Annotated in this window: 15 protein-coding genes; 3 read left to right on the top strand and 12 right to left on the bottom strand. The window is 60.8% G+C overall.

The window, feature by feature from the left end; translation table 11 throughout:
- Window positions 1–51: 51 nt before the first annotated feature.
- The 4 genes from dgoD to KGA81_RS09130 all read right to left on the bottom strand — a co-directional run bounded on the left by dgoD (window position 52) and on the right by KGA81_RS09130 (window position 3,577).
- Window positions 52–1,200 carry a galactonate dehydratase gene (gene dgoD / locus KGA81_RS09145; RefSeq protein WP_223545552.1) on the bottom strand — a complete coding sequence of 383 codons (1,149 nt, stop codon included), beginning with the start codon at window positions 1,198–1,200 and terminating at the stop codon, window positions 52–54.
- 48 nt (window positions 1,201–1,248) lie between these two features.
- Complete coding sequence (locus KGA81_RS09140; protein WP_223545551.1) at window positions 1,249–1,869, bottom strand: 2-dehydro-3-deoxy-6-phosphogalactonate aldolase; 621 nt, start codon at window positions 1,867–1,869, stop codon at window positions 1,249–1,251.
- Window positions 1,870–1,888: 19 nt separating this feature from the next.
- Window positions 1,889–2,881, bottom strand: a complete 993-nt coding sequence (locus KGA81_RS09135) for a 2-dehydro-3-deoxygalactonokinase (RefSeq protein ID WP_223545550.1) — start codon at window positions 2,879–2,881, stop codon at window positions 1,889–1,891.
- A 213-nt stretch (window positions 2,882–3,094) separates the two neighbouring features.
- Window positions 3,095–3,577: a GNAT family N-acetyltransferase gene (locus KGA81_RS09130; protein WP_057400335.1), complete on the bottom strand. Its 483-nt coding sequence runs from the start codon at window positions 3,575–3,577 to the stop codon at window positions 3,095–3,097.
- Window positions 3,578–3,921: 344 nt separating this feature from the next.
- On the opposite strand from KGA81_RS09130, the gene KGA81_RS09125 reads away from it, so the two are divergent.
- From KGA81_RS09125 to KGA81_RS09115, 3 genes are all read left to right on the top strand, one after another.
- The gene (locus tag KGA81_RS09125; protein WP_223545549.1) at window positions 3,922–5,127 is read left to right on the top strand and encodes an MFS transporter; all 1,206 of its coding nucleotides are present in this window, start codon (window positions 3,922–3,924) and stop codon (window positions 5,125–5,127) included.
- Between the two features lie 81 nt (window positions 5,128–5,208).
- Entirely contained in the window at window positions 5,209–5,532 is a 324-nt protein-coding gene (locus KGA81_RS09120) for a hypothetical protein (protein ID WP_223545548.1), read from the top strand.
- A 19-nt stretch (window positions 5,533–5,551) separates the two neighbouring features.
- The gene (locus tag KGA81_RS09115; RefSeq protein ID WP_223545547.1) at window positions 5,552–5,932 is read left to right on the top strand and encodes a Rho termination factor N-terminal domain-containing protein; all 381 of its coding nucleotides are present in this window, start codon (window positions 5,552–5,554) and stop codon (window positions 5,930–5,932) included.
- Window positions 5,933–6,148: 216 nt separating this feature from the next.
- Here the strand turns inward: KGA81_RS09115 and araH are convergent, their stop codons facing one another.
- From araH to KGA81_RS09075, 8 genes are all read right to left on the bottom strand, one after another.
- Window positions 6,149–7,117 (bottom strand): L-arabinose ABC transporter permease AraH, encoded by a 969-nt coding sequence (gene araH, locus KGA81_RS09110; protein WP_223545546.1) that lies wholly within the window; start codon window positions 7,115–7,117, stop codon window positions 6,149–6,151.
- 12 nt (window positions 7,118–7,129) lie between these two features.
- Window positions 7,130–8,668 (bottom strand): L-arabinose ABC transporter ATP-binding protein AraG, encoded by a 1,539-nt coding sequence (araG, locus tag KGA81_RS09105; RefSeq protein WP_223545545.1) that lies wholly within the window; start codon window positions 8,666–8,668, stop codon window positions 7,130–7,132.
- 65 nt (window positions 8,669–8,733) lie between these two features.
- On the bottom strand, window positions 8,734–9,738 hold the full coding sequence (locus KGA81_RS09100) for a substrate-binding domain-containing protein (RefSeq protein ID WP_223545544.1): 1,005 nt from the start codon (window positions 9,736–9,738) through the stop codon (window positions 8,734–8,736).
- A gap of 141 nt (window positions 9,739–9,879) precedes the next feature.
- Window positions 9,880–10,698: an SDR family oxidoreductase gene (locus KGA81_RS09095; RefSeq protein WP_223545543.1), complete on the bottom strand. Its 819-nt coding sequence runs from the start codon at window positions 10,696–10,698 to the stop codon at window positions 9,880–9,882.
- Window positions 10,699–10,971: 273 nt separating this feature from the next.
- Window positions 10,972–11,847: an SMP-30/gluconolactonase/LRE family protein gene (locus tag KGA81_RS09090; protein ID WP_223545542.1), complete on the bottom strand. Its 876-nt coding sequence runs from the start codon at window positions 11,845–11,847 to the stop codon at window positions 10,972–10,974.
- A gap of 128 nt (window positions 11,848–11,975) precedes the next feature.
- Entirely contained in the window at window positions 11,976–12,692 is a 717-nt protein-coding gene (locus KGA81_RS09085; protein WP_223545541.1) for a FadR/GntR family transcriptional regulator, read from the bottom strand.
- Between the two features lie 189 nt (window positions 12,693–12,881).
- Complete coding sequence (locus KGA81_RS09080; protein ID WP_223545540.1) at window positions 12,882–13,442, bottom strand: DUF1285 domain-containing protein; 561 nt, start codon at window positions 13,440–13,442, stop codon at window positions 12,882–12,884.
- A 16-nt stretch (window positions 13,443–13,458) separates the two neighbouring features.
- Window positions 13,459–14,067, bottom strand: a complete 609-nt coding sequence (locus tag KGA81_RS09075) for a DUF4823 domain-containing protein (protein WP_223545539.1) — start codon at window positions 14,065–14,067, stop codon at window positions 13,459–13,461.
- Window positions 14,068–14,222 lie beyond the last annotated feature (155 nt).

The following is a 14,222-nucleotide window of genomic DNA, read 5'->3' as shown; positions in this document are numbered from 1 at the left end:
TTCGCTGGCAAGCCAGCTCCTACAGGGGGGTTGCGGTGGGTCAGGGAGCACTCACCACTCGGCAAAACTGCCATCGGCATGGCGCCAGATCGGGTTGCGCCAGCGGTGGCCGATGGCGGCGCGCTCGATCACGTATTCCTCGTTGATCTCGATGCCCAGGCCCGGGCCGTTCGGAATCTTCACGAAGCCTTGGTCGTAGTCGAACACTCGCGGATCTTTCACATAATCGAGCAGGTCGTTGCTCTCGTTGTAATGGATACCCAGGCTCTGCTCCTGGATGAACGCGTTGTAGCAGGCCGCGTCCAGCTGCAGGCAGGCTGCCAGGGCAATCGGGCCCAGCGGGCAATGCAGCGCCAGCGCCACGTCGTAGGCTTCGGCCATGTTGGCGATCTTGCGGGTTTCGGTGATGCCACCGGCGTGGGACGCATCCGGCTGGATGATGTCGACGTAGCCTTCGCTGAGCACGCGCTTGAAATCCCAGCGCGAGAACAACCGCTCACCCAAAGCGATCGGTGTACTGGTCAGCGGCGCCAACTCTTTGAGCGCTTCGTAGTTTTCGCTGAGCACCGGTTCTTCGATGAACATCAGCTTGTACGGATCGAGCTCCTTCATCAGCACCTTGGCCATGGGCTTGTGCACCCGGCCATGGAAGTCCACGCCGATGCCGACGTTCGGGCCGACGGCATCGCGCACGGCAGCGACGTTGGCCAGGGCCTGGTCGACCTTGTCGAAAGTGTCGAGAAATTGCAGCTCTTCGGTGCCGTTCATTTTCACCGCGGTGAAACCACGCTCGACCGCATCTTTCGCCGCCCGTGCGGTATCTGCCGGACGGTCGCCGCCGATCCACGAATACACACGAATCCTGTCCCGCACCTGACCGCCCAACAGGTCGCTGACCGACACGCCCAGCGCCTTGCCCTTGATGTCCCACAAGGCCTGGTCGATACCGGCCAGGGCGCTCATGTGGATCGCGCCGCCACGGTAGAAACCGCCGCGATAGAGCACGGTCCAGATGTCCTCGATGTTGCGCGGGTCTTTGCCGATCAGGTAGTCGGACAATTCTTCAACGGCTGCGGCAACGGTGTGGGCGCGGCCTTCGACCACGGGCTCGCCCCAACCGGTGACGCCCTCGTCGGTTTCGACCTTGAGGAAGCACCAGCGTGGCGGAACGATGAAGGTGGTCAGTTTGGTGATTTTCATCTGTTTGTCTCTCTTGTTAGATGCAGCGCTCGCAGCGCCCAAAAAGTCTTAACGGAGGGCTTTCCAGGCAGCGACGTAGGCCTTGGCATTGGCCGCCACTTGCTCTGCCGTCATACCCGGTTTGAACAGACCGGAGCCGAGGCCGAAACCTTTGACGCCCGCGTCGATAAACACCTGCATGTTGTCCGGCGTGATGCCGCCGACCGGCACAAGAATGGTTCCGGCCGGCAACACCGCGAGCCAGGCTTTGACGACGGCCGGCCCCATCTGCTCGGCCGGGAACATCTTCAGCACATCCGCTCCTTCGGCCAGTGCCGCGAAGGCTTCGGTCGGCGTGGCGACACCCGGCGACAGGTAAAGTCCCGCCGATTTCGCCGCGCGCAAGACCTTCGGATCGCTATGGGGCATGACGATCACCTGGCCGCCAGCGGCTTTCACTTGCTCGACCTGCTCCGGCGTCAACACCGTGCCGGCACCGATCAGGCAATCGGCGGGCAAGATGCTGCGCAGGATGCGGATACTTTCGTACGGCTCAGGGGAATTGAGTGGCACTTCGATGACGCGAAATCCGGCGGCGTACAGGACTTCGCCGATGGCGGCCGCTTCCTGCGGGCGCAGACCGCGCAGGATCGCGATCAGGCCGTTTTGTGCCAAGGCTTGTTTGAGCATGTCAGGTCTCCAGTCAGGTTTAACGGGATGCGGTGGACGTGACCAGGCCGGCAGCCAGCGCCAGTTGCCACAATCCGCGTTCGGTGGCCTGTTCGGCCAGGGTCACCCGGGCAAAACCGCAGGCGTCGAGCGCACGGCTGTAGCGGGCACAGAGTCGGGTGTTGCCAATGAGGATGATCGAAGGCAGATGCACGCTGTTGCGCCGGCGCCGCTGGACATTTGCCAGGGCCGCCAACTCATGGCCGATCAGCAGGCCGGACAGGTAGTCCGCCTGGGCGCTGGCGCTCAATTCGCCGGTCAGCCCGAGACTGCGGGCGCTGAACATTGTCGACAGCGGACCGGTTTCACCGTCCGCCGACAACGCGACCTGGACACCGCGATCAAACGCATCGCCATCGAAAGACCCGCCACGCTGTTGGGTGCGTCCGAGAATGCTGTGCTCACTGAGCACGGCGAACACTTCGCCGGTCATGAAGGTATCGAAATGCACGATGCAGCCGTCGGCCACTTCCACCCATTTCGAATGGCTGCCCGGCAGGCCGATCAACAGATCGGCGCCCGCCTCACCCGTCAGGTTTTGCAGCACGCCGAGCACCTGGGTTTCTTCGCCGCGCATCACGTTCGGCAAACGCGAACGCTCGATAACGCCGGGCACAATGTGCACATCGACGCCGCGCAGACTGCGCACGGTTTGCAAGGAAATACCGAGAGTGGCGACGTTTGCTGGCGTGTCGCGGTAGGCCGCTTCGCGCCAGCCCTGGGCGCTGCCGACCATGCCGCAGGCAATCACCGGCAAATCCGGCCGGGCGTCGAGCCAGTCGCCGCAGGCCTCGTCGAAGGCCAGTTCAAAGCCGTCGGCGCATTCCCGGCCGCCAATGATTCGCGGTGCTTTCGGTAGCTGCATGATCCCCGACGACAGCGAACGCTGTTCGAGGACCAAGCCACCTTCAGCCAGTTTGTAAGCACGTAATGAGGTTGTCCCCCAGTCGAGCGCGATCAATTGCGCCTGCATCGCTTCACCTGTTTTGGTTTTTGGCAGTGAGTGAGCGCGACTATAAACCTGTGCCGGGACAAATCTCAATATATAAATATCAATCCCATATTATGGGATAAAACAAAAAAAGATCGCAGCCTTCGGCAGCTCCTACACGGGATCGTCCACCGCGGTTTGGCGGTGTACATCGATCCGTAGGAGCTGCCGAAGGCTGCGATCTTTTAAGAAGTTTCAGTTACCCGCAGCAAAATCCCGCAGCACCGCCCCATCCATCCGATAGCGCACCCACTCCTCCTGCGGCTGCGCCCCCAGGGACTTGTAGAATTCGATGGCCGGGGTATTCCACTCCAGCACGCTCCACTCGAAACGGCCGCAGTCGTTGGCGCAGGCGATTTTCGCCAGATGCCGCAACAGGGTCTTGCCCGCGCCTCCGCCACGCTGTTGCGGGGTGATGTAGAGGTCTTCGAGGTATAGGCAATTGCTGCCAAGCCAGGTGGAATAGCTGAAGAAGAACACCGCGAAACCGATGGGCGCACCGTCGCGCAGGCAGATCAGGCCATGGGCGGTGGCGCCTTCGCTGAACAGGCTGCGCTCGATGTCGGCAACGCTGGCGATGACTTCATGGCGGGCACGCTCGTAGTCGGCCAGTTCAGTGATGAACGCGAGGATTTGCGGTGCGTCACTGGGGGTCGCCGGGCGGATTTCGATCGTCATGGACGTGCCTTGTCAAAAGTGGAAAACGCCATACTAAGTCGGCGCGGTACTTGTGGCGAGGGGGCTTGCCTGTGGCGAGGGAGCTTGCTCCCGCCGGGTTGCGCAGCAGCCCCAAAAGAAGGCAATGCGATCTTTCTGGAAAAACAGAGCCGATCGCAACAGGGCCTGCTTCGCAGGCCAGCGGGAGCAAGCTCCCTCGCCACAAAAGCTGATCCGCCACAAAGTGTCTGGAGGCTTTACTCCGGCCAACACTAACCCTGGCATCGATAACCTCGGACCAAACATTCGGGCACTGCGTGATTAGATAGCCGCGCTGCTCATTTATCCGGCCAAGGAACCACGTCATGCCTACCGCGACACCTCCTGTCTCAAGCAAGTTGTTTGGCCTGTTTTGCCTCGCCAGTTACCTGTTGTCGCTGTCCTACGGTTCGACGTTTTTGCTGTCATTGTTGATTGGTTCTCGCGGTGGCAACGAACACGACGCCGGCAGCGTGATTTCGGCGGCGATGCTCAGCACCTTTGCGGCGGTGATTGTTTCCGGTCATTTGTCCGACCTGCTCGGCGCCGCCCGCTCGGTGGCGCTGTTCGGTGTTTTGCTGGTAGCGGCGAGCCTGGGCTTCGCCCTGACCCCGGGCTTTGGCCATCTGCTGTTGTTTTTTGGCCTGCTGCTGGGTCTGGGCTGGGGCGTGTTCTACACCCTGGGGCCGATCATCGTCGCAAGCCTGGTGACACCCGCACAGCGTGCCAAATACTTCGCCCTGCTGTCGGGCAGCATGATGAGCGGGATCGGCAGCGGCCCGTTGCTCGGCCGCGCGGCGAGTGCGCTCGGTTATCCGGTGACAGCCGCGTTTTACCTGGCGGCGCTGGCCAGCCTGATCGGCGTATTGCTGTTCTGGCGTCTGGATCGGCAGTTGAAACAGGTGCCCGCGCAATCTGGCAGTGTGTCGCGGATTTCCTGGCGCGCAGCGGCTCAGGTGCTGTCGTCCAGGGCCGTTTTCCCGATCATCATGGTCGGTCTCGGCGGTTGTGTTTTCGGTGGTCTGTCGAGCTTTCAAACCAGTTATGCGGCGGCGCACTCGCTCGACTACTCGTTGTTCTTCCTCGGTTTCATGAGCGCGGCGATCAGCGGCCGCATGCTGGTTGCCGGCTTTGTGGTCAAGCGCGATCCATTGCGTGCGTCGTGCGTGCTTTCGGGGTTGATGGTGACGTCGATCGTGATGTTCGGTTTTGTCGTCGACAACAGCTTCAGCTACCTGCTCGCGGCGGTGATGCTCGGGATCGGTTACGGCCTGACTTACTCGGTGATCAACGGCCTGGCCGCCAATGAAGCGCCGAACGGCAGCACCGCGCAATCCTTGCTGCTGTTCAGCCTGTCGTACTTCATCGGCGTGTTCGGCTTCCCATTGCTGGCGGGGAAAATCATCGTCGAACAAGGCATGCCCACGCTGTTGCTCACGGTGTTGGCGGTTGCCTCGCTCAACTGGCTGATCACCGTGGGCCGTTTGATCTGGCGTAGAGCCATAGCGGTCAGGGCACTGGAACAAGCCTGAGCCGTTCGTCGCTGACAATGCACCCATCCGGATCGAGGGCGGACTAATCAGGTAAGGACTCTACCCGTTGGAGACAACACCATGACCCTGCCCAGGCTGACCGCCCTCGCCCTCACCGCCCTGCTGTCTTCTACCGCACTCGCCGGAACCATCGGCTCGGGCACCGGCCCGACCAATCCGGTGGAAAAACCCAGGGCACCGGCGATCCAGAGCGCTCCAGGCATGAACACCGACGGCACGACGATCGACCACAACCTCCCGCCTGCCACCGGCACCGACCCGCGCACCCAAGGCAAAGACATGGGCCGTCAGGGCGGGACGAATCTGCCGGACAAAAAAACGCCCGGCAATGGCGGCCTCGGTTCAAGCACCACCGAGGACGAGGAAAGCAACATGAGCCAGTAATCAAGCCAGGAGAAATCCCATGCCTCGTGGAAGTAAAACCAAATACACCGCCGAGCAAAAACGCAAGGCGCAACACATCGAAGACAGTTACGAAAGCAAAGGCCTTTCAAAGGATGAAGCCGAAGCCCGCGCCTGGGCGACCGTGAACAAACAGTCCGGCGGCGGCGAACGGGCCGGTGGGTCGGGGCGCAAGAAACCGGCCAGGGCAAAGTCTGCAGATCGCAAGGAGTCGGCGCGTCGGGCGGTGGCCACTCGTAAGGGGCACTCACGCAATAGCGCTGCATCCAGAGAGGCCCAGACGGTCGATAGCTTGAGGAAGGAGGCCCGGGCCAAGGGTATTCCCGGGCGGTCCTCGATGCGCAAACAAGAGCTGATCGAGGCGTTGCGCAAGGCGGGTTAAGGCCCAACTGTTTTGTGTTGAAGCTGATGGCCTCATCGTCGGATCGCCGCCCGGAGCAAGCTCGCTCCCACAGGGTTGCGCGTTGTTCACAAAATCTAGCCACACCTCAAATCACTGTGGGAGCGAGCTTGCTCGCGATGAGGCCGGCACATCCAACATAAATGTTGGCCGGTACTCCGCCATCGCGAGCAAGCTCGCTCCCACAGATAATGGATGTCAGCGCTGTTTCAGGCGATCGATCACCACCGCCAACAGCAGAATCGAACCCCGAATCACATACTGATAAAACGTGTCGATGTTCTTCAGGTTCATCGCATTCTCGATGATCGCCAGTATCAGTACCCCGGCAATCACGTGCCGGATCATGCCGATCCCGCCACTCAACGACACCCCGCCCAGCACGCAGGCCGAGATCACCGTCAACTCGAAACCCTGGCCGATCATTGGCTGACCGGAGGTCATGCGCGACGCCAGGATTACCCCGGCCAACGCACCGATCACCCCATGCACGGCAAAGATGATGATCTTGGTCCGGTCGACATTCACACCGGCCAGCAACGCCGCTTCCTGATTGCCGCCGATGGCCATGGTGTTGCGCCCGTAGGTGGTGTAGTTCAGCAGCCAGCCGAAGAACAGGAAACAGACGATGGTGATCAGGATCGGTACCGGCACACCAAACAACTGGCCGTTACCGAAGACGAAGAACGACTCCTGGGACACCCCTACCGCTTTGCCGTTGGCGAAGATGTAGGCCAGGCCACGCACGATCTGCATGGTCGCCAGCGTGGTGATCAGCGCGTTGACCCGTAGTTTGGCAATGACGATGCCATTGATCAGCCCGACGATCAGCCCCATCACCAACGCCGCACAGACACCGAGAAACACGCTGTCGGTGTCGCGCATCACCACCGCCGCGACTACCCCGGCGCAGGCAATCACCGAGCCCACCGACAAGTCGAAATGCCCGGACGCCAGGCAATACAACATGGTGCACGCCGCGATCCCGGTGGTGGAAATCGCCAGGCCCAGGCCGCGCATGTTCAGCGGCGAAAGGAAGTTGTCGATCATCAGGGTACAGAGCACGAAGATTCCGACGGCGGCCAGCAGCATCACCCAGTCATCGAGGAAGCGCCGCAGGTCCAGCGGTTTGCGCGTAGTCGGCAGTGTGTTGTTTTGGGTTGTCATCATAGTCACCTCTCAGTTCGCCACGCCGTCAGCGCGTTGGCGCGGCAAAGCCAGTTGCAGCAGGTTGGATTCGTTGGCCTGTTCGCGGCTCAGCTCGCCACGCAGCGCGCCTTCGCACAGCACCAGGATGCGGTCGGAAATACCCATGACTTCCATCAAGTCGCTGGACACCACAATCACCGCGATCCCCTCTGCCGCCAGGTTATGGATGATCTGGTAGATCTCGGCCTTGGCACCGATGTCGATGCCACGGGTGGGTTCGTCAAGCAGCAGCACTTTCATCGGCATCGACAGCCAGCGGCCGAGAATGGCCTTCTGCTGATTACCGCCGGAAAGAAACTTGATCTGCTGCCCGGCGTGGGGCGTTTTCACCTTGAGCGCCTTGATCTGCTGGTCGGCGTTGTCCTTCTCCCACAGGCCACGCAACAGGCAACCGAAGGTGGAGTGGGCGCCGCGTGCGCTGATGTTGATGTTCTCGGCGACGCTGGCCAGCGGCAGGATGCCTTCCTTCTTGCGGTCCTCGGGGCACAACAGGATCCCGGCGGCAATCGCGTCCCGGGGTGAGCGCAGCTTCAGTTCATGGCCACGAAGCTTCAGGTGTCCGGCGCTGTGGCGCGCCAGGCCGCTGAGCAGGCGCAACAGCTCGGTGCGACCGGCACCGACCAACCCGAACAGCCCGAGGATTTCGCCCTTGTGCACCTCGAAACTCACCGGCTCACGCAACCCCGGCCCGAGTAGACCGTCGACCTTGAGCGCCACGGCGCCGCGCTGGCGCGGGCGGTAATCGTAGATGTCCTGAATGTCACGACCGACCATGCAGGTGACCAGTTGATCGTGGGTCAGCTGGCTCATGTCGTCGAATGTGCGCACGTATCGCCCGTCCTTGAACAGCGTCACGGCATCACAAATGCGAAACACCTCTTCCATGCGATGGGACACGTAGAGCACCACTTTGCCCTCGTCCCGCAGCCGGCCGATGATCGCCATCAAGCGCTCGATCTCCCGCGCCGAAAGGCTGCTGGTGGGTTCGTCGAAGGCAATCACATGGGCGCCACGGGACAACGCCTTGGCTATCTCCACCAATTGCCGCTGGCCGAGGGACAGGCGCCCGACTTTCTCTTGCGGGTCGATTTCATCGGCCAGGCCTTTGAGACAGGCCAGTGCCTGCTGGCGCAGGGCACCTCGGTTGATCAGGCCGAAACTGGCCGGCAGGTGCCCGAGAAACAGGTTCTCGGCCACGGTCATTTCCGGCACCAGATGCAACTCCTGGTGGATCACCGCGACGCCACTGCCGATGCTGTCGGCGGTGGACTTGAAGTCCATCGCCCGCTCGCCGATCTGCAAGGCACCGCTGCTGGGCGTATAGGCCCCGCCGAGGATTTTCAGCAGCGTCGACTTGCCGGCACCGTTCTCGCCCATCAAGGCATGAACCTGCCCCGGATGGGCGACGAAGCTGATGTTGTCCAGCGCCTTGACCCCGGGAAAGGTCTTGCCGATCCCGTTGAAGCGCAAGCTGCCGCTGTGTTGTTGTGTATTTGTTTGCGCGTGCATAACCCACCTCTTCAAACCGGTCAGGCAGCCCCGTCGCCGAGGCCGCCGCTGAAATCAAACGGCCATCAGTTCCACAGGCCGATCTTTTCCAGTTCCTGCTTGAAGTTGTCGCGGGTGATCAGCGTCACGTCGTCCATGGCGGTGAATTTCGCCGGTTCAGTGCCGGTGGTGACCCACTCGTACATCATGCTCGCGGTGTTGTAGCCCTCGATGTGCGGGCTTGGCAGCATCGAGCCGTAGAAGCCGCTGTCGGGTTTCTTCAACTCGCCGATGGCGTCGGTGCCGTTGATGCCGATGCCGATCACGTTGGCCGCAGCGAAACCCGCGCTCTCGGTGGCGCGCACGCCGCCCAGGACCGTGTTGTCGTTCATGCCACCAATGATCAGGTTTTTCGCCGCGCCCGGCAGTTTCACCAGTGCCGAATTGGTGGCGTCCATGCTGCCTGGCACATCGAGGGTTTTCAGGGCCGCGAACAGGATGTGGTCTTTCGGCATGCCGGCGTCTTCGAGTGCCTTGATCGAGCCGTCGGTGCGCTTCTTGCCGGTGTCGAGTTCGTTGTAGGTGTTGATCACCGCATAGGTGTCTTTCCAGTCCCAGCCGCGCTTCTTCGCTTCGGTGGCCATGGCGTTGCCCTGCTTCTGGCCGACTTCGAACGCGGCCATGCCGAGGTACGGCACATCCTCCATGAACTTGCCGCTGGCATCGACGAAACGGTCATCGACGGCAATCACTTTCAGCCCGTTGAGTTTGGCCTTGGCCATGATCGCAGGTCCCAGGGACACGTCCGGCGGGCAGATCACGAAGCCTTTGGCGCCGTTGGCCGCGAGGCTGTCGATGGCAGAAAGGGTTTTCTCACCATCCGGCACGGCGATCTTGATCAGGGTGAAGCCTTTCTCTTTCCCGGCTTTTTCGGCAAAAGCCCATTCGGTCTGGAACCAGGGTTCTTCCGCTTGCTTGACCAGAAAACCGATTTTCACTTGCTCGGCCGCCAGCAGCGTGCTGCTCAGGCTGACCGCCGAGACCGCCAACGCGGCACAGCACAGGGAACGGATAGCATGACGACGATTCATAAGCTGACTCCTTGTTATTGTTCTTGAGCGTTCTTTGAAAGCGTTCTTTGTAAATAAAGGACGGTAAAACCGTACTGCAAATAGTCATATCGTATGATCATTGAATTTCAGGCGTAGTAATGCGCCTGAAAGCACGATCACTCAATCGTGGTACATCACCGAGCGCCCGCCATCGATAGTGATGCACGAGGCATTGATGAACGGCGCTTCATCGCTGGCCAGGAACACGGCGGTCATTGCCACTTCGCTCGGCTGACCGATGCGACGCGGCGGGTGCAGGTCAAACGCGCGCTGGCGTTCGGCGTGGGGGTCGGCGAAACCGTTCCAGTAATCGATGTTGATCTGGGTTTCGATATAGCCCGGCGCAATGGCATTGACGCGGATGCCCTTGGCCGCATATTCGATGCCCAGCGCGCGGGTCAGGCCGAGCAGGCCATGCTTGGCCACCGGGTACGGGAAGCAGCCCGGAATGATGTGGGAGGAATGGGTGGAGGCAATGTTGATGATGCTGCCGATGCCCTGTTCGATCATCTGCGGCAGTACCGCCTTGCAACCGTACCAGGCGCCATCGAGGTCAATGGCAAAGCAGCGATGCCAGTCTTCTTCGGTCATTTCCAGCGGGTCACGGAACACGTTGACCCCAGCGCAGTTGACCAGCACATCGATCCGGCCGTGCAGGTCGATCGCCAGCCGGGCCATGGCGTGCAAATCCTGTTGACGCGCCACGTCGGCCTTGATCGCCACCACATCGGCGCCTTTGTCCCGCCAGTGCGCCGCGACTTTCTCGACTTTCTCGGCCTGAATGTCGCTGATGATCAGCCTGGCCTGCTGGGACGCGAAGGTCGCCACAATCGCTTCGCCAATGCCCTGGGCGGCACCGGTCAGCAACACGACCTTGTTTTTCAGGCGTTCGCCCTTGGGCGGTTCGGGTACCGGTGGCAGTGACAGTGGCTCAGCCATGGATCAAGACTCCTGTTCGAAAACACGACGAAAACCGGGCATCTGTCGATGTCCGGTCAAAAGGCATTGAGGAAGAAACAGGTGAGTGCGAAAACGCTTCAGCCTGGAAACGGTTTGAGACACTGCCTACGCAAGGGAGCACGGGGAAACTTCGCTGCATCACTTCACCTGTTTTGTTTTTTTAAGTGTGAGTGCATGAAACTGGTGAGGCCGACTATAAACCCGGCCCGCTAAAAATCTCAATATATATATTTGCATCCCATATTATGGGAATCACCCAGCAAAACGCGTGCAATATTTTCCAGGTACATCCACTGGAATCGACAACACAGCCCCATCCAGCGGATGGCCCAGCGGACTGGCTGCGCTGGTGATGTACAGGGTTTTCAGGTCTGCGCCGCCGAACACACAGCTGGTAGGACGGCTGATCGGCAGTTCGATGATCCGGTCGACTTTGCCGTCAGGGCTCAACCTGAGCAGGCAGCTACCGTCCCAACGGGCATTCCAGATAAAACCTTCGGCATCCATCGCCGAACCGTCCGGGCCGCCACGCCCGTGCGGACCAAACCAGACCTGCGGCGCATCGAGGGCGCCGTCGGTACGGATGAAATATCGATACAGGGTGCCGTCGAGGCTGTCGCCGAAATACACGGTGGTGGCGTCATCGCTCCACAACAGCGTGTTGGGAATGCCCAGGTTACGCAGCAGCGGCACGACCCGCCCGGCGCGATCGATGCGAAACAGTCCGCCCGAACGGCGCAAGACGGGCAGGTCTTCACCCTGTTCTGCGATGTTGTTTTGCATGCTGCCGAGCCAGAGCCGGCCCTGGGCGTCGCAGCGGGCTTCGTTGGGGCGGTTGCCCGGTTGCGGATCGGCCACGCAGAACAACGTCAAACGCGGTTCCAGGCCAGGAGAGTCAAGATCGAGCCGGTAAACGCCACTGCTCAATGTCACCAGCGCATCGTCGCTTTCGCAGGGAATGAAGGACGACACATGCTCCGGCATCTGCCAGATCTGCACATTGGCGCCGCTCAACCGCAGGGCCTGTTTACCGGCGATATCCACCCAGTACAGGGCTTGGGTGGGAGCATCCCAGAACGGGCCCTCGCCCAGTTGTGCCCGATGTCCGGTCACTGCAGTCCACGCCATGAAACCTCCTGCACGGTTTTTGTTTTTATTGTGTAGGAGCTGGCTTGCCAGCGATGGAGTGTCAGTCGACATCGTCGTCGCTGATCCACCTTCGCCAGCAAGCTGGCTCCTACAAGTAGTTCGGGTATTCAGCTGGCCTTTTTATCGGCCATGACTTGCGGGTAGTAACGCTTGATCGCAAGGTCCGCGTTATCGATCAGGGTCATGCAGGCCCAAACGCCCCGGGCGGTATCTCGGGCCGCGATTGCCTCGGCCAGGTCCCGGTGAATCGGCAAGGTGCGACGCAGTTCATCCGGGTCCGCGGCGGATACTTCAAAGGCCACCGCCAGCAATGCGCCAAGGGCGGGAACCATTTGTTCGATGAATTGATTGTGGCTGGCGGCGAGGATGCACTCGTGGAAGAGCTGGTCGGCACGGTTGTAATCGATGCCGCTGTCCACCGCCCGTTCCAGCGCGTTGCAGGCCAGCAGGATCGCGTTCACCTGTTCGCCGGTTGCGCGCTCGCAGGCCCAGCGCACCGCCATCGGTTCGATGGTACGGCGCAGGTCGAGCAGATCGTCGACGAAGTTTTCCGGCAAGCCGCTGCGCGACAACCAGCCGACGACTTGTGGGTCGAAGAGGTTCCAGCGCCGCACCGGCAACACCCGCGTGCCGACCTTCGGGCCGACTTCGAGCATGCCTTTGGCAACCAGGGTTTTGATCGCTTCGCGGATGACCGTGCGGCTCACGCCGAGTTGTTCGCCGAGGTCGGCTTCGACCTTGAGTGACTCACCAGGCCTGACCTGCCCCGTGGCGAGCCAGCATCCCAGCCAGTCAACGGTCGAAGCATGAAAGCTGCTGGACATGGACACCTCAAAGCCGTACGTGATGGAAGCTCACGCTAATCATCATACGATTGTGTGTCAATTTGATTTTTTGAATATTCGCAAGCCACTGTGGGAGCGAGCTTGCTCGCGAAAGCGGAGTATCAGTCAACATTGATGTTGAAGCTAACGGCCCCTTCGCGGGCAAGCCCGCTCCTACAGGGATCGGTGTCAGGGTTCGAGGCCGATGGGGAAGAACTCGCCGCCACTCCATACACCGAGCCAGCTCTGGCCGTCGATCTCGCGGCTCACTGCCAACTCCACCAATTGATAGAACACGTTGCGATGGATCAAGGCTTCAAGATTGCTGCGCACATGCACATAAGGGGCCGGTTCCTGCGTTACCGGATCGACGACCACGCGCATCGGATGCTCGGCACCGGCCTCGGTGGTTTCATCGACGTTGGTGGTAAAGCGCAACAGCTGCGCCTGGCCCTCGCCTTCCACGTCCAGCGCAATCGCCACGAACGGCGCATCGTCGACCTTGATGCCGACCTTTTCGACCGGCGTGATCAGGAAATAATCATCGCCGTCGCGGCGAATGATGGTGGAGAACAGCTTGACCATCGGCTTGCGCCCGATCGGCGTGCCCAGGTAATACCAGGTGCCATCGCGGGCTATGCGCATGTCGATGTCGCCGCAGAAATCGGGATTCCACAGGTGCACCGGCGGCAAGCCTTTGGTCTTGGGGATTTGCCCCAGCAGGTCGTTGGCTTTTTGCGGGCCACTCATGGTGTTCTCCTTGGCATTACTGGTCGCTGAGCCCCAGCAGGCTGCGCGCGTATTGTTCCAGCGGCGGGCCCATCAGGTCTTCGGGTTTTTTATCGTGGAACGTCAGTAAACCGCCACGACTCTTGATGGTCGCAGTATCAATCAAATACTGGGTGCTGGTCTCGATCAACATGATCTGAATCATACCGCTGTCGATACCGAGACGATCCAGGGCTTCCTGATCCAGCCACTCGTCCGAGTTGCCGATACGGTCGTCAGACTTGGCAAACCGGGTGTAGAGCAGATAATGCGCACCGGCGGCACGGGCTTCGCCCATGGCCTGGTCAAGGCCTTCCGGTGTACGGGCACGGCGGACCATCGGGAAGTATTCGACGAAGCCATCGAACGCGACTTCGGCAATCACGTTGGGTCGTGGGTAAACGTCGCTGCCCGGGGGCATGAAAGCACCTTGGGCGATGTAGACGAACGAGTCCGGTTGAATGCGCAGATTGTTTACGCGACGACTGTCGCTGTGATCGAGTAACCCCGCATCGCTCATATGGTAACGAGTCCCTTCGGCCATATCGCTGACGTTCATGCAGCCACCAAGTGCCAAAACGGCCAGCAGCAAAACCAGGCTACGCATCCTATCCTCCAGAGGCCAGTGTCGGAAAACCGGCGAATGGCCGTAGGATGCAGCTTTTGCGCCAGCTCATGAGCCTTGTTGACTGATCTATAGCCATCGCGAGCAAGGATTTACGCAAACCTTGTGGGAGCGTGGCTTGCCCGCGATGAGGCCGG

The organism is Pseudomonas sp. A-B-19 (assembly GCF_019947515.1).
GTDB lineage: Bacteria > Pseudomonadota > Gammaproteobacteria > Pseudomonadales > Pseudomonadaceae > Aquipseudomonas.
The sequence above is the reverse complement of the archived record's forward strand: the minus strand, read 5'-3'. Positions and strand labels throughout refer to the sequence as shown.

Bases quoted from the DNA above. Each gene is read 5' to 3' on its own strand.
- dgoD (WP_223545552.1), bottom strand. From the start codon at position 1,200: ATGAAAATCACCAAACTGACCACCTTCATCGTTCCGCCACGCTGGTGC.
- KGA81_RS09140 (WP_223545551.1), bottom strand. From the start codon at position 1,869: ATGCTCAAACAAGCCTTGGCACAAAACGGCCTGATCGCGATCCTGCGC.
- KGA81_RS09135 (WP_223545550.1), bottom strand. From the start codon at position 2,881: ATGCAGGCGCAATTGATCGCGCTCGACTGGGGGACAACCTCATTACGT.
- KGA81_RS09130 (WP_057400335.1), bottom strand. From the start codon at position 3,577: ATGACGATCGAAATCCGCCCGGCGACCCCCAGTGACGCACCGCAAATC.
- KGA81_RS09125 (WP_223545549.1), top strand. From the start codon at position 3,922: ATGCCTACCGCGACACCTCCTGTCTCAAGCAAGTTGTTTGGCCTGTTT.
- KGA81_RS09120 (WP_223545548.1), top strand. From the start codon at position 5,209: ATGACCCTGCCCAGGCTGACCGCCCTCGCCCTCACCGCCCTGCTGTCT.
- KGA81_RS09115 (WP_223545547.1), top strand. From the start codon at position 5,552: ATGCCTCGTGGAAGTAAAACCAAATACACCGCCGAGCAAAAACGCAAG.
- araH (WP_223545546.1), bottom strand. From the start codon at position 7,117: ATGACAACCCAAAACAACACACTGCCGACTACGCGCAAACCGCTGGAC.
- araG (WP_223545545.1), bottom strand. From the start codon at position 8,668: ATGCACGCGCAAACAAATACACAACAACACAGCGGCAGCTTGCGCTTC.
- KGA81_RS09100 (WP_223545544.1), bottom strand. From the start codon at position 9,738: ATGAATCGTCGTCATGCTATCCGTTCCCTGTGCTGTGCCGCGTTGGCG.
- KGA81_RS09095 (WP_223545543.1), bottom strand. From the start codon at position 10,698: ATGGCTGAGCCACTGTCACTGCCACCGGTACCCGAACCGCCCAAGGGC.
- KGA81_RS09090 (WP_223545542.1), bottom strand. From the start codon at position 11,847: ATGGCGTGGACTGCAGTGACCGGACATCGGGCACAACTGGGCGAGGGC.
- KGA81_RS09085 (WP_223545541.1), bottom strand. From the start codon at position 12,692: ATGTCCAGCAGCTTTCATGCTTCGACCGTTGACTGGCTGGGATGCTGG.
- KGA81_RS09080 (WP_223545540.1), bottom strand. From the start codon at position 13,442: ATGAGTGGCCCGCAAAAAGCCAACGACCTGCTGGGGCAAATCCCCAAG.
- KGA81_RS09075 (WP_223545539.1), bottom strand. From the start codon at position 14,067: ATGCGTAGCCTGGTTTTGCTGCTGGCCGTTTTGGCACTTGGTGGCTGC.